The 17,893-nt window shown below is 41.7% G+C and carries 21 protein-coding genes; 5 read left to right on the plus strand and 16 right to left on the minus strand.

What is annotated here, in order from left to right; all coding sequences use genetic code 11:
• Positions 1-54: 54 nt before the first annotated feature.
• The 5 genes from dnaX to QUB11_RS28925 form a co-directional block, all read right to left on the minus strand.
• Complete coding sequence (dnaX, locus tag QUB11_RS28905; RefSeq protein ID WP_333392362.1) at positions 55-1,101, minus strand: DNA polymerase III subunit gamma/tau; 1,047 nt, start codon at positions 1,099-1,101, stop codon at positions 55-57.
• 364 nt (positions 1,102-1,465) lie between these two features.
• On the minus strand, positions 1,466-2,971 hold the full coding sequence (dnaN, locus tag QUB11_RS28910) for a DNA polymerase III subunit beta (RefSeq protein ID WP_333207121.1): 1,506 nt from the start codon (positions 2,969-2,971) through the stop codon (positions 1,466-1,468).
• A 405-nt stretch (positions 2,972-3,376) separates the two neighbouring features.
• Complete coding sequence (locus tag QUB11_RS28915; protein WP_333207120.1) at positions 3,377-4,804, minus strand: AAA family ATPase; 1,428 nt, start codon at positions 4,802-4,804, stop codon at positions 3,377-3,379.
• A 173-nt stretch (positions 4,805-4,977) separates the two neighbouring features.
• On the minus strand, positions 4,978-5,358 hold the full coding sequence (locus tag QUB11_RS28920) for a hypothetical protein (RefSeq protein WP_333121254.1): 381 nt from the start codon (positions 5,356-5,358) through the stop codon (positions 4,978-4,980).
• A 202-nt stretch (positions 5,359-5,560) separates the two neighbouring features.
• Entirely contained in the window at positions 5,561-6,796 is a 1,236-nt protein-coding gene (locus tag QUB11_RS28925) for a hypothetical protein (protein ID WP_333207119.1), read from the minus strand.
• Positions 6,797-7,002: 206 nt separating this feature from the next.
• On the opposite strand from QUB11_RS28925, the gene QUB11_RS28930 reads away from it, so the two are divergent.
• Positions 7,003-7,596 (plus strand): hypothetical protein, encoded by a 594-nt coding sequence (locus tag QUB11_RS28930; RefSeq protein WP_333207118.1) that lies wholly within the window; start codon positions 7,003-7,005, stop codon positions 7,594-7,596.
• A gap of 363 nt (positions 7,597-7,959) precedes the next feature.
• On the opposite strand, the gene QUB11_RS28935 is transcribed toward QUB11_RS28930, so the two are convergent.
• The 9 genes from QUB11_RS28935 to QUB11_RS28975 form a co-directional block, all read right to left on the minus strand.
• Complete coding sequence (locus QUB11_RS28935; protein ID WP_333207116.1) at positions 7,960-8,814, minus strand: PRTRC system ThiF family protein; 855 nt, start codon at positions 8,812-8,814, stop codon at positions 7,960-7,962.
• Positions 8,780-9,418, minus strand: coding sequence for a hypothetical protein (locus QUB11_RS28940; RefSeq protein WP_172186655.1), 639 nt, complete (start codon positions 9,416-9,418; stop codon positions 8,780-8,782). Before QUB11_RS28940 ends, QUB11_RS28935 begins: the two co-directional genes overlap by 35 nt.
• A gap of 61 nt (positions 9,419-9,479) precedes the next feature.
• Positions 9,480-10,187, minus strand: coding sequence for a prokaryotic E2 ligase family D protein (locus tag QUB11_RS28945; RefSeq protein ID WP_216670293.1), 708 nt, complete (start codon positions 10,185-10,187; stop codon positions 9,480-9,482).
• A gap of 66 nt (positions 10,188-10,253) precedes the next feature.
• The gene (locus tag QUB11_RS28950) at positions 10,254-10,610 is read right to left on the minus strand and encodes a DUF3768 domain-containing protein (RefSeq protein ID WP_332946642.1); all 357 of its coding nucleotides are present in this window, start codon (positions 10,608-10,610) and stop codon (positions 10,254-10,256) included.
• A gap of 81 nt (positions 10,611-10,691) precedes the next feature.
• Entirely contained in the window at positions 10,692-11,483 is a 792-nt protein-coding gene (locus tag QUB11_RS28955; protein WP_333207115.1) for a hypothetical protein, read from the minus strand.
• On the minus strand, positions 11,483-11,947 hold the full coding sequence (locus QUB11_RS28960) for a hypothetical protein (protein ID WP_172186658.1): 465 nt from the start codon (positions 11,945-11,947) through the stop codon (positions 11,483-11,485). The genes QUB11_RS28955 and QUB11_RS28960 overlap by 1 nt, the downstream gene beginning before the upstream one ends.
• 10 nt (positions 11,948-11,957) lie before the next feature.
• Complete coding sequence (locus QUB11_RS28965) at positions 11,958-12,251, minus strand: hypothetical protein (protein ID WP_333257856.1); 294 nt, start codon at positions 12,249-12,251, stop codon at positions 11,958-11,960.
• Positions 12,244-13,464, minus strand: coding sequence for a transposase (locus QUB11_RS28970; protein ID WP_333207113.1), 1,221 nt, complete (start codon positions 13,462-13,464; stop codon positions 12,244-12,246). The genes QUB11_RS28965 and QUB11_RS28970 overlap by 8 nt, the downstream gene beginning before the upstream one ends.
• A 179-nt stretch (positions 13,465-13,643) precedes the next feature.
• Positions 13,644-13,901 (minus strand): hypothetical protein, encoded by a 258-nt coding sequence (locus QUB11_RS28975; RefSeq protein ID WP_333207112.1) that lies wholly within the window; start codon positions 13,899-13,901, stop codon positions 13,644-13,646.
• 243 nt (positions 13,902-14,144) lie between these two features.
• On the opposite strand from QUB11_RS28975, the gene QUB11_RS28980 reads away from it, so the two are divergent.
• From QUB11_RS28980 to QUB11_RS28995, 4 genes are all read left to right on the plus strand, one after another.
• The gene (locus QUB11_RS28980; protein WP_333207111.1) at positions 14,145-14,324 is read left to right on the plus strand and encodes a hypothetical protein; all 180 of its coding nucleotides are present in this window, start codon (positions 14,145-14,147) and stop codon (positions 14,322-14,324) included.
• 87 nt (positions 14,325-14,411) lie between these two features.
• Complete coding sequence (locus tag QUB11_RS28985) at positions 14,412-15,029, plus strand: IS607 family transposase (protein ID WP_333207122.1); 618 nt, start codon at positions 14,412-14,414, stop codon at positions 15,027-15,029.
• Positions 15,030-15,038: 9 nt separating this feature from the next.
• Positions 15,039-15,881, plus strand: coding sequence for a transposase (locus tag QUB11_RS28990; RefSeq protein WP_333207110.1), 843 nt, complete (start codon positions 15,039-15,041; stop codon positions 15,879-15,881).
• Entirely contained in the window at positions 15,875-16,117 is a 243-nt protein-coding gene (locus tag QUB11_RS28995) for a zinc ribbon domain-containing protein (RefSeq protein ID WP_333392364.1), read from the plus strand. The genes QUB11_RS28990 and QUB11_RS28995 overlap by 7 nt, the downstream gene beginning before the upstream one ends.
• Before the next feature lie 866 nt (positions 16,118-16,983).
• Here QUB11_RS28995 and QUB11_RS29000 read toward each other — a convergent pair.
• Positions 16,984-17,301, minus strand: a complete 318-nt coding sequence (locus QUB11_RS29000; protein WP_333205528.1) for a helix-turn-helix domain-containing protein — start codon at positions 17,299-17,301, stop codon at positions 16,984-16,986.
• Positions 17,270-17,620, minus strand: a complete 351-nt coding sequence (locus QUB11_RS29005) for a hypothetical protein (protein WP_333147495.1) — start codon at positions 17,618-17,620, stop codon at positions 17,270-17,272. Before QUB11_RS29005 ends, QUB11_RS29000 begins: the two co-directional genes overlap by 32 nt.
• Positions 17,621-17,893: the final 273 nt, after the last annotated feature.

A 17,893-nucleotide genomic window follows, 5' to 3' on the forward strand; every position in this document is an offset into this window, starting at 1 on the left:
TAGAGTCTAACTCATGGACTGGCTAATTTCATAAAGTCCTTTTTTTGTCAACTCCTAATACTGAACCGACGCCCTAGTTCTCAATTGAAATTCTGATTTTTGCAATTGTGTACAAGCCGCATCAATTGTTTCAAAATCGAGATGAAGAGCGAGCGATCGCAGTTGTGAGTAGCCTACTGGCCCTGCAATTAAATTCTGGCAGTGGCGCGTTGATTTGACAATGAGCAAATCTCTCATTGCTGCTAGCAAGCTGCTGAGAATAAGTTTAGGGGTTTTGCCGCTGTCAATGAGCGTTCTCGAAGATTGCAGTACGCTCAAGGTATCGCCAGAATGAATGGCTTTGAGAAGGGCGATCGAGTCTTGCTCGCTGATGCTGCCAGATACTTCTGCAACTTGAGTTAGGGTAATCTCTGAGTTTAGCAGTGAAAGCTGAGAGAGTAATTGCAAGGCATCTCTTAACCCTCCGTCGCAGGTGCGAGCGATCACCCGCATGGCCTCACTTGCGATCTCAATAGATTCAGTGGAGCTAATTTTGTGCAATTGTCCGACAATAGCATCAACTGACAAGGCTCGGAAGTTAAAAGTTTGGCAGCGGGAGATAATTGTCGGCAGGACTTTATGTGCTTCAGTCGTACAGAGAATAAACACCACATGAGCCGGAGGTTCTTCAAGGCATTTGAGGAGAGCATTTTGAGCGCTGGTACTGAGTTGGTGGCACTCGTCTAAAATCCAGATGCGGTAAGGGCTCATCGCTGGCGCAAAGTTGCTGTGTTGTATTAATTCTCTGGCATCATCCACGCCATTGTGAGAGGCAGCATCGATTTCAGTTACGTCTAAGCTTGAACAGGAGTCAATGGTTTTGCAGCTTGAACATTCTCCGCAAGGAGTGGCGGTTAGCTTTTTGCTATTCAAACAATTGAGGGATTTAGCAAGGATGCGAGCGGTTGAAGTTTTGCCTGTTCCTCTGGGGCCAGTAAATAGGTAAGCTTGAGCAATTTTGTCGGAGGTGATGGCATTGGTCAAGGTTGTTTTGATGGTATCTTGACCCACTAATTCTTGTAGGTTTTTGGGGCGGTATTTGAGGTGCAGTGGTTGGTACATTTTGAGTCGTTAGAATACTTCTGGTAACTATTCCCCGATAGGGGAGGCATGCCTGAAGTTATGCCATTTCTCAAAAATCTTGCTACAGAATTGTTAGCTTTGTTTGTGGGCTCTGTTTGTCAGGTGCGGATCTGTGAGATTGTTTGTCTAAATTAGGAATTTTTAATGGCGACACACCCTACGGCTACTATTGCATGAGTCTTGATAATTAGTATTAATATAAGTTGTTGGTGCGAGAATATTGAACACACTTGTAGATAATTTTTATGTTAAAATAGGAATTTAAATTATCCTAATTTATACAGTAATAGGCTCCGAATTGGGGCAGGAGAGGGCATCAAATTTAGATGCCGCTCCCCACCTTTTATTCTTGCGGAGCGATAATGTATTCGCACTCCTTAGCCTCTGTACCCGACGCTGGTATTCCAAACGGTGCAATCAGTATGGGAGCCGTAGGAGTTGCCATTAACATCCGCAAATCCGAACTAGAAACAGCTTTAACTGTATCAATTAAATAGCGGATGTCGCACTTGATCCGAAAGTCACAACCGAATAGTTTGGCATCAACTATCTCAGTACCAGAACTGAGAGTATTATTTAGTGAAATTCGCACTTGTTGACTATCTAAATCGAATTCAAAAATTGCTGTAACATGGGACTTATCGCTGTGAGAAGCTAACCGCTCTAAGGCTTTTAAAAAGCTGAGCTTCTCTACCACAATTTGATGGCTAAGTTCATGCCGATAAGGAGCAATAATCTGGTCGCAATTCGGGTATTTTCCTTCTAATAACTGCGCTGTCAGCCGCCAATTGTTCCACTCAAAAGCAACAAAGTTATTGCTATTGTCAGGCTCAGTCTCATAGTAAATAGCTACTCTGTCAGTGGGATTCAAAGTCCGCTCTAATACCCGGAGTACCTTAGTGGGTACTGTAAATTGCACGTTTCGAGTGTTCAAAATATCGGAATCACTGCTTTCACTGAATCCTACAACCATTGCTATCCGATGTCCGTCTGTTGTCCAAACTCTCAATTGAGAAAGTCCCCTTTCTGCGTCGTGGCTTAGTTGAAAGTTAGCTCCAGTTAAGATACGTTTGGTTTCTTCAGAACTTACAGCAAATAAGCTGGCTTTGAGGACAGCAATTAACACGCTAGCAGGAATGGTCACAAGTTTTTGTTCAAGGCTCTTGATAGCAGGGAATTCGTCCGCAGTTAGCCCACGAATGACGTGCTTGCTCCTTGATGCAGTCAGAGTGGCACTGACTGATGGAACGTCACTTCCTTTGATAATTTCCCAAGAACTCTTTAAGGTAACGCGACTTTTCGGAAATTTTCCGAGAATGTCTGCGAGTATGGTTGCAGGGAGAGTGAGCTTTCCAGATTGATTGACATTAGCTTCAAAACTCGCTTGTATCCCAAATTCCAGGTTATAAGCAGTTAAATGCAATTGTCTAGTTGCGGCATCTGCTTCTATGAGAATATTGGATAAAATGACATGGTTGTTATTGCTATAAATGCTGCTTTTGAGAGTTTGGATGTAATCATTTAATTCTCTGGCATCACAGGCAAATTCAACGATTGAAGGGGAAGGGGAAGGAGAAGGCTCCGGCAATGTCTCATCGTTTGATTTAGCTCCTAAATCAGAAGCATCTGTGGCTGAAACTGGTGTATATTCTGTGGATTTTTCAGAGGGTTCTACTTGTTCTGAAAGTGCTGTTTCCGGTTCAGAAGTTGAAGAACCTTTTGTGATTTTTGTAACAGATTTTTCAGCCTTAGCGGAATTAGTCGCTGTTTCAGGAGAGCGTTTTTTCTTGGTTGCTCTCTGTACTACTTTTTGCTGAGGGGGTGTTTCTGTAAGTCTAGATTTTGCCATAATTAGTTGTGTGTCAGAAGTTCGATTTGCCGCTGCGGTAGCAGCACTCGCGAGCGGTGGCTGAAAAAAGAGAGTCGAAGTGTGGAAAGAGTGGAACCAATATGGTTGAGATCAGGTGGATTATTGTAATTATTTTTTAACAAATAAAGGTAATAATCAACCTTTATTTTAGGATGATAAATTTGAGCTTGTTGATTAATAAAATCGTAATCTAAGTAGCAGTTTTTGGGAGTGCATCTTGTCGAAAAAAAGAGAGCGAAGCATTCCGGCATATAAGTTATTGGTGAACGTCTTATATTTACGGAGGTCATGCTTCGCCCTACTGATATATTATTCTAAGTGAGATGTCGCCTTTTTCACAAACCGATTTATTGCTATTTTCTCCCTACTTTCTACTGCCTATCATCAAAAGTTACTTGAACCAGATTTAGTTAAGTATCCTAATGCAAGTTGAACTCTGGATGAAATTGGAGGAACAAATAGTATCCGTTGGCGGCAGCGACTCGTTCCGACATACAAGAGGCGGTGGTATTCTTTAAGTTTCTGTTTGCTGCTCATTTCTTTTCCCACCAATAGCCGAGTCAAAATGTCATTAATGTCCAAACCCACTTCATCAAAAGTGCTGCCTTGAGAATTGTGAATAGTCAGGGCAAAGCAATTGTCAATTTCGGCAAATATGTCGTCCTTAAACCAATAATACTTGCGCCATAAAAATCCGCTGCGCTTGGCACTCTTGAGTTTTTCCTTAAGTTCAGCCTGGTAGCGTTTATTTTCGGATTCATGCAGCACAAAGATTTGCCGAAATAAACCGTCATCGGTCACAATCTTTAAAAGCCATACTCGATAGCCGTAGTGTTGGCTCGTTTCAACTTCTTTAATGGTAAATTCAGTTGAAGTGGGCAAAATAACGGTCTTACCATCAGGGGCCATGATTGGTTTCTTAGTAATCAGCCTTTCTCCCGGTATGAATCTGGGGGCTGTTTGACCGTAAACTTGTTCTCGGAGGGCCTGATTGTAATAGTTGACTTGCTTGTTTGTCCAGCACAGAATCCGAAAGCAGTCAGGGTTGAAAGTGAATTCGCGCTTGATGGTTTTGAGGGCGTATTGCAGGAGTGTTTCTGGCTTAACTTTGAATGCACCGTTAGATTTGTTCCCTTGAGTGTAGGTAGAATGTGGCAAGAACATATCGGTTTTATTCTTGACACAAGAACGGCATTCGGTGATGAAGTCGAGGACGGGACTTTCTCCAGCTTGCCTGACAACTTCGGTTAGCATAGTTTTATTGGTAATGCTGAAGACAGGCGAGCGTTTTTCTCCGACGGGGTTAAGCTGAGCTGGGTCGCCCATGAGAATTAATTTGCGGTGGTTGAACAGGATACGTTCAAATCTACGCTCAATCCAAGACCATAATTGAGTTCCAACCATCGAACATTCGTCAAGAAAAATGATATCGTAGAGGTGGAGGTAACAACAGCTTGTCTGTTCTAAGACTTTCTCTTGTTCTTTGCGAACTATGCCTAAGCCTAAAAGTTGGTGTATTGTCAGAAAGTCTACTCCGAAAATACCTTGAGAGGCTGCCATTTTTCTGAGAATACCGACGGCTTTGTTAGTAGGTGCAGTGAGGACAATGCGCTTGCTTTGAGCCAAGAGTTCTTTGATTAGAAGAAAAATAAGTGTGCTTTTTCCTGTGCCTGCATAACCGCAGAGCAAAAAGAATGACTCAGTGCTGCTTGCAAATGTTCTCAATTTGTCGAGTGTTTGCTGCTGTTGTGGTTTGAGAGTGAAGGGAATTTGTTTAAATTCCTGCGGTCGTTCTAGTAAGGTTTGAATCATTATTAGTGCTAGATAATAACTCTATCGCCTCCCTAATAAGCGTTAGCTTGAGTGCAAGACTGTTTCACGAAGCAGGTTAAATCAACAAAAAAAAGGCGATAGCGCTCTGGTACACTAGAGGGCGATCGCTGATTTATTTGTTGATTAATAATATGAACAGTGGTTGTTGGTTTTTAAACAATAACAACTTTGGTCTTCTTAACTCGCTTGATATTAGCTGCTGTTCCTTTGCTTTGTCCGTCCCAGATGGCTAGTCCGTAATCACAATGCGAACACATTTGGATGTCGCGAGCGCTATAGTTTCCGGGAATGCCAATGGTGGGATAACCAAAAGTATTCCTAGGTTTGCCATTGCCGCTAAATAAGGCATAGTAAACCAAGACTTTCTGGTAATTCTTAGACTGCAAATACTGCTGAACTAAGCTATCAATACCAGAAGCATCACCGACTATAACTTCAAATCCTAGTTCAATGATGCGATTGAGAGATGCGATTGCTCCTAAAGGCAATTCATTAATGGAACGACTACCGGAAATCATTACTGTTTTGTTCATGCGATCCTGGAATTGTAGGGTCAAGGGTGAATTGAATAGCACTCAAACTCAAAGATTGTTCCTTGAGTTGATATTTACGACTAGAAAAAATCAACATTTTCTGCCATTAGGCAATTTATATTTTGGGATTAGTAACAGAGTTGTTTATCGCATTTACACTGTTATAAACTAGCCAATTATATTTGATTTCCCATTTATTCCATCATCTTGGCATCTTTTCTAAATCAAATTCAGCAACTTTTCGGAGAGTTTCTAAGCGCTTACTTAAAGTTTTATGCCGGGGACATTCTACAGCGTATTCGTATTTAGAGCCTGTATGTTGAATATCTGGAACTTGGCAATCAATTAAGTTGCTAAGGTAGCCGACTAGCTTTTTGACAGGTATTAGCCAAGCCTTAGCTAACGCTTTAGTACGGAACCCAATCCAAGCTCTAAAGTAGGAGCCGTCTTCGCTAATCTGATAAGCCACATTGGGGGATAATTTAACAATAGATTCGATACGAGCTATACCCAAACCTTTGAGTTCGGTCAAACTGTAATTTTGGATTTCTCCGCTGTTCCACTCGATTTGGAATGGACGTAGATTTTCAACGTTCAAGCGTTGGACTGTCCCCCTTTGTTGAACTCCTTCTCGGCCTTTTAAAATGTAATCTCCCTCTTTAAATCCGTATAATCCTTGTTTCTTGGCTAGGTTTTCTAGGTGCTGCTTCCAGGTTTCTTCCCAAGCTATGTTAAATTCTAGAAGTTCGTAATTTTCTTCGCTCAATTGTCGAGCCAGTTTTTCTTTGAATTGCTGTTTTTGAATTGGCATAGCGAATTCTAAGAAGTTGTCGGGTATTTCGAGAGCTAAATACGTCTTAGCTCGGATTTTGAGGTCAGCAACAGACAAACTGCGAGCGACTTTTAACTGCTGAGGTGCAGGAATATCTATGGTACAACTTGTCGGGAAGCCTGGAAACAAGTTAATGGGAAAGAGATAAGATTGGTCGAGAGTCGAGATGAAAATGTGGTGTTCAGTCAGCGATTCTACTTGGAAAATAGTTGTGTTACTGAATTGTACCTGTTGCGAATTAGCAAGTACGATGGTTGTGCAAGCTGGAAGTTCTCCAGTAGTTTTTTGAGGAATAAACTGAGGCACAAGGGAGATTTTGAGGACAGGAATTTCATCAAGTGTATAATTCCAAGAAAAGCTGTCTTCGCTGTTACTAGCATCCCAGGTAATTCTTACAGGTCGATCGGTTTGATTTAGAGAAGTGACAGTACCGTAATGCTTACCAGTTTTGATGATATCGCCTACTTTAAAGGGAAGTTGATCGGAAGGATGCGGAGTGAGAAAAGGGAAAATTACCGCTACCACTTCTTTAACTTCACTGGGGGGAGTGTTGTCAGATTTAGAGCAAATATTTGAGAGACCGATTAAAGCGGTGTTAGAGTCCATAACCTTTGAGAAGTTAATTTTTTTTCAACTTCTCCCGTTAGGGGGTATCTTCTCGAACAGAAGCCTAAAACTTTCTAGTTTTCGCTAGCATCTTTGGTGCATATAAAGCTAATTTAGGCTTTATTTAGGCTTTAAATTTGTTTAAGTCCCGCTAGATATATCGCCATGCTGTCAAGATCACGATATGGAAAACTAAGCGAGCAAAGATGCCCACTTCTGAAAAAATTGCTGCCGCCATAGAGACGATAGACCACTTGGTAGCTTGGCTACAAGATACCGGACTGAGTGCGTCCGTGATCGCCCAGTTTAAATTCAACTCGCTGGCCTCTATGTACCCAGAACTCAAAGGGGTAGCAGAGACGGCAAAACAACTGATTGGTGCAGCTTCCCCTTTGACAGAAGTTGGGATGACAGTAACGGAACTAGCAGCAATACTCACAGATAACTTAGAGTGCAAAATCAAGCCAGATTTAGTCAACAAAGCTCTAGTTTCATTGGGGTATCAAGAGCGTAATGAAGCCAAGCGAATTTGGATACTGACACAAGCCGGCTCAGCTCATGGTATTTCCTTGCTGGCTACTTCAACAACAAACAAATGGAGTGGTTCTCAAATAAAGTGGTATCGCTCTCTAATTCCCATCTTAGAAGAATACTTAACAAATACAGGAATTTTAGAGAATGGCAGCAGTAGCGATCTCACTGCAATACAAGATACAGAACACTCTGAAATTTCCGAAAAAAGCCTTGCATCAATTACTCAAAATGGTAACTCTCCTAGTATTGACTACTCTCAGGGCTGAAGCACCTGAGTTTCCCGCGTATCGTGAGGCTCTATGAAAAGAAAGCAACTTGGACAGTGCCTGAGCGAGTCAATGTCTGGGAAATTACAGTCAATCCTAGTCAGATTGAGCTGATTCAATCCTTTGCCGACGATGCCTACACGAAACGCTACAACTCAACACAGTATTAAACCAAAAAAAAATCTTAATAAAGTTAGCCAAATAAAGGGAAGGGGAAGGGGAGGGTAAAGGTGTATTGTTCAACCTTTACCCTCCCCTCTACTCTCTCAGATTTTTCAGATGGGTATGAGGGCTATGTCCTTGATTTTATCAAGCTTTTGACGGGGTTGTTATCCCGTTAGGTGTAGCTAACCAGGATTTGTATCAAGTACAACTAAACTTTATGAGAGATGAACAACTGATAAATTCTGAGCGCATAGAACCAGATTTAAGGTTAAGGAAAGTGGCAAACTTACGCAAGTCCTTTGTCAAACTGAGGCGGAATAGATAGTCAGTAACGATTGAGGCAATTGTTTGATTAATTGTGAGACTCTGAGCGTTAAGATTAGCCAAGTCAGCACAAGATAAATGGGTATTTCCCAATTCTTCAGGTCGCAATTCTATCAAATTGGGGCATTGTAAAACAGGAGAGGGAAGCGCTCCCATAATGCCTGTTTTCTTGAACTTATCCAGGTGCGGAGTTAGCTCTTCAAGGCTATTATGGCTGCCCAGTAGAATTTGACCGCTATCAAAGTTATTGCCAGCATCAAGATACCAGATTCTCGGAATCTCAGCGTGGCGGTTATTCTCTAGCGTTTTGCCCAAGGAACGGCGAGCAGCACTATTGTCAACGCAGCCAATGATAATTACCAAATCATTCCAGTATGATTTTACCAATTTGGGGTCAAAATAGTCAGGAATTGCACTAATTTCTAGCCCCCAGGTAAGATTGTAACGCAAGGCAAGAGTAGTGGCTTTATTCAGTCCAAGTTCAGATTGACAAAATCTCTGCCTCCCCAAATTTTTCCCTTCCACAATATCGGGATCTACAAAGGTAATATTGACATTTTTCCCAACTTGTTTGAAAACGTAAGCTAATCGTGCTAAACTTTCAGCTACATAAGAGCCAGTGCCGCCACAGCCAACGAGCCATAAGTGAAGGTGAGAGTAATCTTTGAGAAGGAGAGGTGTGGAATTTGCGTACTCAAAGTCGAGGTTTAAGGGAGTTTTGGTAAGCATCAGTGATAAAATGTGGCTCTTCAAATACAGAATTAGCTTTAATTAAGCTATAGTGTCCGAAAATTCCGATTCTCACTAAAATCTCAGGAGTCAAGGTATTAACTTTACCCAAGACTGCATAGAGGCGAAAACCCCGCTCGTCAGCATCATCTGTGCTGCTAAAGAAAGCAGGCAATTCTGCGTGAGAGTGGCACTCAATTAAAGCAGTTGAGTAGGATGAATTGTCAAAAGGCTGGCAGCTCGTTCGTGTAGTCAATTGGACTGGAATTGTCAGTTGCCATTGATTACTACTGTCAAGGGATAGGTGAAATAAAATCTCTGTGAGATTGCCACTGCTATCTTTGGTGAATACAGCTTTTGTCAATATAGAAAGTAGCAGTTCTGATGGTACTAAACGAGTCTCAAGGTGCAAGTATGGTTCTATAGGTGGCAACCCTTTGATAGTATTGGGCGTTGAATTTGCAACAGGAATCATGGCCTCTAGTCCGGGGCGAACTGAACGCACAAACACGCCGTTAGAGGCTGTAACGTATTCGCAGAATACCCCAGTAGCAATGGGAGGCAAGGGAATAGAGGCATGAATGTGGTTAAAAAGTTTTAGCATTAACTTAAACTTTGTGTTGAACAATAAATATTGAGTGCAGTCCCTACATAGAAGTTTTGATTTAGGTAGGGTTAGCAATCAATAGGAGGTGTTGCACTAAAGAGTCAATTGAAGGACTGTACCTCACTTCAACTAAATCTTTAACAGGATAGGTACGCCTTTTTCTCAAGGCTAAACTTTTCAGATGTTCTCTGACATCTTGGGGAAACTTTCGGCTTTTTTGGCTGGATAAGTCAGCATTGAAAGGAGTGGTTATGAAGCTCTGCCAAGCAATATCAATGGTTTGAGTTGAAGCAACAGGTGGAGTATTTTTTCCCCAGCAAATTAAACCGTTTGGATGGATGTTTGGTAAAGGAGTGTGGTAAGCTTTCGACTCTGGGTTGAAAGTAGCAAAATCAGTTGCAAATACCCAATATTGAGTGTTTTGTCCTACAAATACCAAGGCAGTTAGTGGAATAGTAATGGGTTTACTCTCATCAAATTGGAGGTTATATTGGGCAGGAGATATGAATTTTACTACCCAATTTCCTTGAGAGTTAGTTCCCCACCTTATGACTCCTGGGGGCATCCAATCCGTATCAATCGGCTCGTGAGAAAATGCAGTTCTCAAACTGACAGAGGAGAGTAGTTTGTAGTGTTCCTTTGTTCCTTCTCGATAATGGAACAGATATTGTTCTTTGATGAACAGTAATTCAGCATCAATTTCTGCTAGCTGTCGGGGAGCTGTTTGCAGAATTTCACGAAAGACTTCTCCTGACAAATGTTGCATAATAACTTGAAATCGATAGAGGTTATGGAGCTAACCCGATAGGTAAGGTTAGCTCATGCTTGAAAATTAATATTCGTTCGACTGCATTAGGGTAGCAACTCTCCAAGTTTTGTCGGGGTCTTCTGGACATTGTGAACTAACTTCCTGATTTTCCAGCCATGCTTTCCTGTCAAAATAATCAATTTTGAAAAAATAGCTTTTACTGTCAAGTTGAATGCTAAGAAAATCTCGTTCTCCGTAGGGGTTGTTGCCAGCTTCAAAGGTGTTAAAATCTCTTAGTAATTGCAGTAACTTTTGTTGCTGTTCGGGAAGAAGAGCTTTTACAGCTTGAGTAATCCGAATTTCACCAATTTTGGTATCTCCTTGACGTAATTGGTCATTAAGACGTGCAATTCTTTCGGCTGTTGTTAGAGTTTCAGTCATAATTAAGGCCTCAATTTCCAACAACTACAACCGCACTAGCGGTTGCTGGTTCACTCGTAATTATTCGGATTCAGGGGTAATTCAAATTGACAAGGTGCTTTTGTTCCAGAGTTCAAGAATTTGCTGAAAATGTCGATGGCGGTCAGTAGCAAGCCAGTCAATGACCTGTTGAGCCTGGGTTATTAATTCTTTAGCACTTTGCCATTGTTCTGATAAAAATATCAAGTTTTCGACTGTCCATTCTCCAAATTGATACTCGTGTTGAGCGCAGCCGTCAAGCCAAATATTACCCGTTGAGTAATTGAGGAAACTCAGTACAATTGGCATCCCTTTTACGGGAAATTCAGCCAGAGAGCAAAACTGTTGGAATTGCTGATGATTGATCCTATCTGGTGGTAGAATCTGAGAAAATGAAACTTCAAATTCTTGTTCATACCAATCTTTCATCTCATTTTCAGTTAGCCAATTTAGTCCTTCAGAACTTAGAGACAGCAGGATTTGCCATTCAGGAGCTAAGGAATCAATATCTTCATAGCTCAACCAATCCAACCCCCAAGACTCAATCAGGAGTTGGTCGAGGCGTTCTTCTTGTGCTATTTCTAATTGCCAGGGGCTGATCGGGATAAGTTCTGTTTCGTCAAGAAGACGGAAGAATTCTAATTCGCGGGGGCTATGATTATCAGGAGTATCCGAGTAAATAGAACTGGTAATGGTAGCAAATTCAGTTGAAAAAAAGTGCTGGTAAAGATTGAGAAGTTGAGCGCTATTGAGCGTTTGTCTGAGAAATTCAATCGCTTCAAGTGGCTTAGTTACTGGGTAGGAGTGTCGCAAAGCGGCAATGGCTTGCGACACAGACAAAATAGTTGCAGGCATTAAAAATTAAGAGGAATTTGGAGACAAGCAATAGCTGGCGCAAGTTGGAGTTTTTTGAGAGTGTCTCTAAATCGCTGTAGTTCTTGCTCACCCAGAGCGATCGCGTCAGAGAGTTCTTGAGCCCGACTTGCCAAGGTTAGCGGAGTAACACAACCGCTGATAGAGTCGCATTGCAGAGCCCAAGTGAGTTGGACAGCTTGATTCGGTTCTTCCGGTGCGGAGACAAGTGAGGGGAGTGGGGAATGGGGAGTGAGCAGTACGCATAGTTCTTTTTTCCAATCTTCTTCTACACCCTTTGTCTTGGCTTGTTTGATGATTTTAATGGGTTGACCTGTTTTTCGTTCAATTGTAGCGGAGCTTAATTCAGGGAAGTAAGGAAGTAGGACTTCTAGCAATTTTTCATCATTTGCAGTAATTTCGTTGGGCAGTTCGATTTGCCTGCCTTCATATTCTATTAGACTCATTGTTACCTCTTTAAAACAGGGGGATTTGTACTCCAGCTTCACCTTTGTTGACGGGGTGGTTAGCAGGATTTTGAAGATTTGGTTTGGCTTTTTTCCGGGGTTGAGCAACAGAAGAACGAATTTGAGCGCTCACTTTTCGGTTAGGTAGGTTAGAGGCTAACCGCTGGAGCAATTCTTGTAAATGGTTTGGCCAAGCTCCAATCGAGTTTTCTCTAACTTGTACTATTGACACTCCCTGTGAAGCAGCAGCAGGGATTCTAAAGAAACTACCAAAAGGTAATTCTTGAAGGCGCTGTCTAAACACCCCTACAAACTCCGTTAAGGTCAAGCCCTAACATCGTCTCTACTTTTCTCAATATATTGGCCGCCCCATTGCAGTCAGCATTGATGTACCAATTTTTCGCACTCGTCCGGTACAAACCGCGTTTTACCCGTCTACCCGTTTCCTTCCACCCATCGGGTTTTTCACCGATTTTAGGTAGGAAATCACGGTCTACGAATGATGCTTTAGATGTGTAACTTTCTTCAGTTTCAACAAACTTAATGCCGTATTGTTCGCACAGTTGAGCAATACGGTTTTTCAGTCGTGCCGTAGGAATTTGAACAAACTGCTGATTTGTTTTTTTGCCCATACTGGCAGAATCTTTCTGCCTTTTGTTCCACCCAAAAACGATAACACCGATTCCGTTTTTGATACAGTGATTAACAACTAAACGAGCTGCTTTATTTACAGCATCGCGCATGCGACGGTTTCGCTTTTCAGTCAATCGCGCCAATTGATGTGACCAAAAACCATTATGCTTGCCCTCCATCAAAGCTGCTACCCGCTTGTTATACCACTGATTAACCGACTTCAAATGCTTGCCGTCAATGATCAAGCTTGTCCCTGAGTTGCTGACGCAAGTAAGCCAGTTACTAATACCGTGATCGATACCTAAAGCTTTTTGGTTGTGTACAGCAGTTTGAAAGCTGGCTGTTTTGTAAACAAACTCGGCGTAAAAACAGCCATTTCTGGGGAGAATTCTAATTTCTCTGATATCGGCATAGTCTAAGTTAGTAGGCATGGGGACTTGAAAGTTCTTCAGTCCAAACCAAGTTGTTACTTTTTGACCGAGAGGGATTGAAATTTGACCGTCAACCAACTTTTTCCCAAGCGCTTGCTTTGGATAAGCGATCAGATGAAATCCACCAGGAGTGCGGTAGCCAGGAAACTTTGGCTTGTTTTCGAGTTTACCCTCCCAAAACAATTCAATTAATCCTTTGAAAGATTTTACCGATTCACCAACGGCACCGCAAGTCTGCTGAGCAGCTTGAGCGCATAAAGCTCCGTAATGAGGATTGCGCTTTAATGCGTTAATTACGTCAAATGGACGGACGAAAATACGAGCCTTGAAATATATTTGGCGAGCGTAATAAACCGCACAATTGTGCAGCTTGTTCGATTCTTGGCAAATGTATTCTAGAACCGCCCGGAGTTCTTTATTAGGCTTGAGTAGGATTTGTTGACACCCAAACATTGGCATCCTTTTATTGTAATATATTGATTGTACACGACTATTTAACGGAGTCAATACCTCAACTAAAATCGTTAGAAAATATATCCAATAACCAAGAAAAAATATAGAACACTGGTAGCCTAAAGGCTACAACTGCGTTTCATCCCCGGCTTGAAAGACCGGGGTTCTCACGCGACGCGCTATAGTGGTAAGTCGTCATGGCTCGTTGCTGTAATTTCTACGATTCGCCCTTCTGGATGCCCATCGTCTGGTCGCATAACAATGTGGATTTTGATTGTACAAAAATTGAATTCATAAGGTTCTGATTCTCCTTCATCAAGTAAGTCAGGACTCTGTGAAATGTTCTCAGTTTTGTTGATGGTTTCACCCACTTTTTGAGTAGCTGAAAGTGGAATCTCCTCTCCAGTTAGTTCGGAATTTGGTTCTATTTGGGTCATGGCTGGATTCGCAGTACAAGCAAGTGCAGCTTATTCTCAAAAATTGCCGCGATCGCGGCCTTGCTTTTAACGATCTATTTTTTGTAAAGTTTTAACGGTAAGCGTGTTTCCCAAGAAATTTCTTAATTAATTCCCATTAATTATCTGTCCGACAAGATGCGGTCGCACTTGTCTCTATTGATTCTTTGATTGTAATTGCTCAACCCCCTTGACAAGAAGACGAGATAGACATTAGATAAAGGAATGGAAAAACTACCCGGCTTAAAGCAACTATTGAACGAGGCAAAAGAAGCCTTGATAGTAGAGCTATGGCAAGAAATCCAAAAACTCAGCGCAACATTAGCCACCTACGAACCTTGCGCCAGAGCCATCTCCCAAAAAAACTCTTCAAAATTCCGAAGTATTGATAGAGCTAGTACCTAGATAGCAAATAAGTAGACAGAATGGTACACTTATCGACAAAACTACGGTGTACCATTTTGTTTAAACTCGCGCGTTTTTGCAAAAAAACTGGGATTGTCAGTAAAAACACTCCAGCGTTGGGATGTCTCAGGGAAGCTACCGGTCAAGCGCACCCTATCAGGTCATCGGTTTTACACAGAAGACGATCTCTTGATAGCTAACGGATTGAAGCCCATAGAGGCCAAACGAAAAATCGTAGTTTACTGTCGAGTTTCATCCAGCGGGCAAAAGCCAGAACTCAAAAACCAGATGCTAGCAATGGAAGCCTTCTGCCTAGGTCGAGGGCTAAGCGTTGATGACTGGATATCGGAAATTGGCGGTGGACTAAACTTTAAGAGAAAAAAGTTTCTAGCAATTATGCTGTCAATGCTTAAGGGTGAAATATCAACAATCGTAATTGCACACAAAGATAGGATGTGCAGATTTGCCTTTGAATTCATCCAAGAACTTGCCGTATCAGTCGGATGTGAAATTATAGTCGCCAACCAAGAATCACTGTCTCCTCAACATGAATTAGTAGAAGACCTGATGGCAATAATTCACTGTTTCTCCTGTCGGTTATACGGTCTACGAAATTACTCCAAGGAAATCAAAGAAAATTTAAAAAATGCTATTGACAAACCAGTACAGGACGTGGCAGAGTTAAACAAAGAAATCCAGTGTTGAGGTCGAACAATGCTTCTATCCATCAAAACAAAGTTAAAGCTAAACAAAAGTCAATCAACAGTTATGAGTAAACACGCTGGCATAGCGAGATTTACTTATAATTGGGGACTGGCTACTTGGAGCAGCCTTTATAAAGATGGATTGAAGCCCAACAAATACTTGCTCAAAAAATTCTTTAACAATCATGTAAAACCTGAATTTACGTGGATAAAGGAGGCGGAAATCTGTCAAAAGATAACTCAATACGCCTTTGACAATCTTGGAGATGCGTTTGCTAAATTTTTCTCAAAAAAAGGTGGATATCCCAGGTTTAAGAAGAAAGGGCATCACGACTCTTTCACGATTGACGCTAGCGGTAAGCCTATCCCTGTGGGCGGTACATCTATAAAGCTGCCGACAATCGGCTGGGTAAAAACTCACGAAGGGTTGCCTCATACAACTTGCAAGTCAATCACCATCTCGCGCACTGCCGATAGTTGGTTTATCGCATTTGCCTACGAACAACATCATGAACCTACAGTCAAAAGTCATGACGTTGTAGGAGTTGACCTGGGTGTTAAAGAGTTGGCTACGCTTTCAACTGGCGTAGTATTTCCGAACCCAAAGCACTATAAAGCGCATCTCGCAAAACTTAAGAGATTGTCAAGAGTCTTAGCGAGAAAGGTGAAAGGTTCCAATAATAGATGTAAAGCCAAAATTGAACGGGGAAAGCATCATGCAAAAATAGCAAACCTCAGAAAAAATACTCTACATCAAATCACTACTTACTTATGCAAAAACCACGCAACGATAGTAGTAGAAGATTTGAATGTCTGTGGAATGCTAAAGAATCACAAACTTGCGGTATGGTAATAGCTGATTGTGGATTCCATGAATTCAAGCGCCAGTTAGAATACAAAGCTAAAAAGTTTGGCTGCGAGATCGTCGTTGCCGACCGCTGGTTCCCATCAAGCAAGACCTGTTCAAATTGCGGACTAATCCAAGGTATGCCGTTAAAAGAAAGGACTTATAACTGTGAAAGTTGCGGTCATTCGATAGACAGGGATTTGAATGCAGCAATAAATTTATCACGGTTGGCTAAACCCTGAAAGCTTACTGAGGGATAGCCGCTCCCATGCCCCCGATGAAGTAAGAAGCAAATGTCTAGACTTGTCTAGTATTTGTATAGCAGAAGGAATATCTATTGCGCTCGCAAGCTATATTACTATTAGCCACATCTACGATTGCACAGCTATCAATCAGAGCATATTTACTTATGCAATTGTAACTATCCGTACAAATGCGATCGCTCCTTTGCGTCAATCAATACTATGATAAAAAGTTGTAGTTAGTAGAGAATCAGTAAAATATATAAAAAATTCTCCCAGCTATCAGTAGGTTCTGTCGCTGGGAGAAATCGCTGGAAAGTCGGTTTATTCAACTAACGCAGGTATCTCGATTAATTCGATTTCAAACCTTCGCTGCATTCGCCGTTATTCTTTAGGCACAGTAGGCTTTGGTTGCATGTCAAAAATAATCACAAATGTGCGCCTTTTCACTAATCGCTGCAAAACCCGTAGATGATCATCTGCATCGTTTCTCTTACGAAATCGTGCCACAATAACACGCTGACAATTAGGAAGCAGGCTAATGATACACCACGGGTGCAATTTTTCAGAGTAGGTCATTTTAGTACCTCAGCAGTAAAAGTAACAGATTGTGCTCTTGTTTCATTGCTTGCCAAGACAGTAATTGAATAATCTTGTCAAAGACAGGTCACGGTGACATTGATATTTGACGAGGTTTGTGCTAAGACAAGCTCAAATTATCTTTTGATGCTGAAAAAGCTTGGTGTATGTATAGCAGCCACCAAAACTGTTGGAACAAGTCAGCAGTATATGATTGCGACAACGTATACAGTCGTTGCCCTAAACAGTCGTTGCCCTAAACAGTCTTTCCGTTATACGCGCCACTATTAATCCAGGCTATTCTCTTCGCAAGGCGGACACAGGAAAGCCACCAATGTCTCTGGAATTTCCTCAAAATGCTCCAGCAAAAAATCCATTAAAGCCAAATGACGCAAATCGACAGCAGTAGGAAATCTGCGATTTTTACCCGTTTTAAACCAACGCCGCACTGTAGAATCAGAACGAGAACAAATAAAAGCGATTTCCTCATAACTCACTCCCCACTTTGCATAAAACTGCCTCGGTGTCATTCGCAATTGGCATTGACTGTAAATTGCAATCAAATTGCGTTCTCTATCGGTCAGATTCTGCTGCTTTTTTATCATCCTCAAACTTCTCCAAATCTTCCTCCCAGGCAGTATCAAACTGACACCACGTTGCACTTTTGGAATCAGGAGTAAGGCAAATGATGTAACACCACATCCAACAGCATTGACATTGTTCGTAGTTGTAAAATTTGCCGATAACCATTCCTCTGTCAGCTTCTTCGCTAACACCCGTCCAGCGCACCATTTCGCCACAGTTAAAGCGCGGGGGATGAATTTTGGCAAAGTTGGCAGGCAATTCAATTGCAGGCGGCATATCCTTCAAATGTTTTAGTGGCAAAATTGAAATCAAATCTCGCTTTCCTTTTGGGATTGACATGAGTTTTTAACTGTGCATCTATTGCACCTGATTTGTTTTGATAAATTTTCAGGCCAATTTCTCTATAGAGAAATTGCAGAGCGACATTTCTTTAAATCAATCAATGAAAATCTCTAATATTAGAGCCTGCATTAATTGCAAGCGGATGCAAGCACAATCGTCTGATATTCACGCACTTCAAAGATATGATGGGAGGCTAGGGCGTCGGTTCAGTATTAGGAGTTGACAAAAAAAGGACTTTATGAAATTAGCCAGTCCATGAGTTAGACTCTA

It is taken from the genome of Microcoleus sp. B6-A1, from assembly GCF_036705085.1.
In the GTDB taxonomy this organism is placed as follows: domain Bacteria; phylum Cyanobacteriota; class Cyanobacteriia; order Cyanobacteriales; family Microcoleaceae; genus Microcoleus.

Bases quoted from the DNA above. Each gene is read 5' to 3' on its own strand.
- dnaX (WP_333392362.1), bottom strand. From the start codon at position 1,101: ATGTACCAACCACTGCACCTCAAATACCGCCCCAAAAACCTACAAGAA.
- dnaN (WP_333207121.1), bottom strand. From the start codon at position 2,971: ATGGCAAAATCTAGACTTACAGAAACACCCCCTCAGCAAAAAGTAGTA.
- QUB11_RS28915 (WP_333207120.1), bottom strand. From the start codon at position 4,804: ATGATTCAAACCTTACTAGAACGACCGCAGGAATTTAAACAAATTCCC.
- QUB11_RS28920 (WP_333121254.1), bottom strand. From the start codon at position 5,358: ATGAACAAAACAGTAATGATTTCCGGTAGTCGTTCCATTAATGAATTG.
- QUB11_RS28925 (WP_333207119.1), bottom strand. From the start codon at position 6,796: ATGGACTCTAACACCGCTTTAATCGGTCTCTCAAATATTTGCTCTAAA.
- QUB11_RS28930 (WP_333207118.1), top strand. From the start codon at position 7,003: ATGCCCACTTCTGAAAAAATTGCTGCCGCCATAGAGACGATAGACCAC.
- QUB11_RS28935 (WP_333207116.1), bottom strand. From the start codon at position 8,814: ATGCTTACCAAAACTCCCTTAAACCTCGACTTTGAGTACGCAAATTCC.
- QUB11_RS28940 (WP_172186655.1), bottom strand. From the start codon at position 9,418: ATGCTAAAACTTTTTAACCACATTCATGCCTCTATTCCCTTGCCTCCC.
- QUB11_RS28945 (WP_216670293.1), bottom strand. From the start codon at position 10,187: ATGCAACATTTGTCAGGAGAAGTCTTTCGTGAAATTCTGCAAACAGCT.
- QUB11_RS28950 (WP_332946642.1), bottom strand. From the start codon at position 10,610: ATGACTGAAACTCTAACAACAGCCGAAAGAATTGCACGTCTTAATGAC.
- QUB11_RS28955 (WP_333207115.1), bottom strand. From the start codon at position 11,483: ATGCCTGCAACTATTTTGTCTGTGTCGCAAGCCATTGCCGCTTTGCGA.
- QUB11_RS28960 (WP_172186658.1), bottom strand. From the start codon at position 11,947: ATGAGTCTAATAGAATATGAAGGCAGGCAAATCGAACTGCCCAACGAA.
- QUB11_RS28970 (WP_333207113.1), bottom strand. From the start codon at position 13,464: ATGTTTGGGTGTCAACAAATCCTACTCAAGCCTAATAAAGAACTCCGG.
- QUB11_RS28975 (WP_333207112.1), bottom strand. From the start codon at position 13,901: ATGACCCAAATAGAACCAAATTCCGAACTAACTGGAGAGGAGATTCCA.
- QUB11_RS28980 (WP_333207111.1), top strand. From the start codon at position 14,145: ATGGAAAAACTACCCGGCTTAAAGCAACTATTGAACGAGGCAAAAGAA.
- QUB11_RS28990 (WP_333207110.1), top strand. From the start codon at position 15,039: ATGCTTCTATCCATCAAAACAAAGTTAAAGCTAAACAAAAGTCAATCA.
- QUB11_RS28995 (WP_333392364.1), top strand. From the start codon at position 15,875: ATGGTAATAGCTGATTGTGGATTCCATGAATTCAAGCGCCAGTTAGAA.
- QUB11_RS29000 (WP_333205528.1), bottom strand. From the start codon at position 17,301: ATGATAAAAAAGCAGCAGAATCTGACCGATAGAGAACGCAATTTGATT.
- QUB11_RS29005 (WP_333147495.1), bottom strand. From the start codon at position 17,620: ATGTCAATCCCAAAAGGAAAGCGAGATTTGATTTCAATTTTGCCACTA.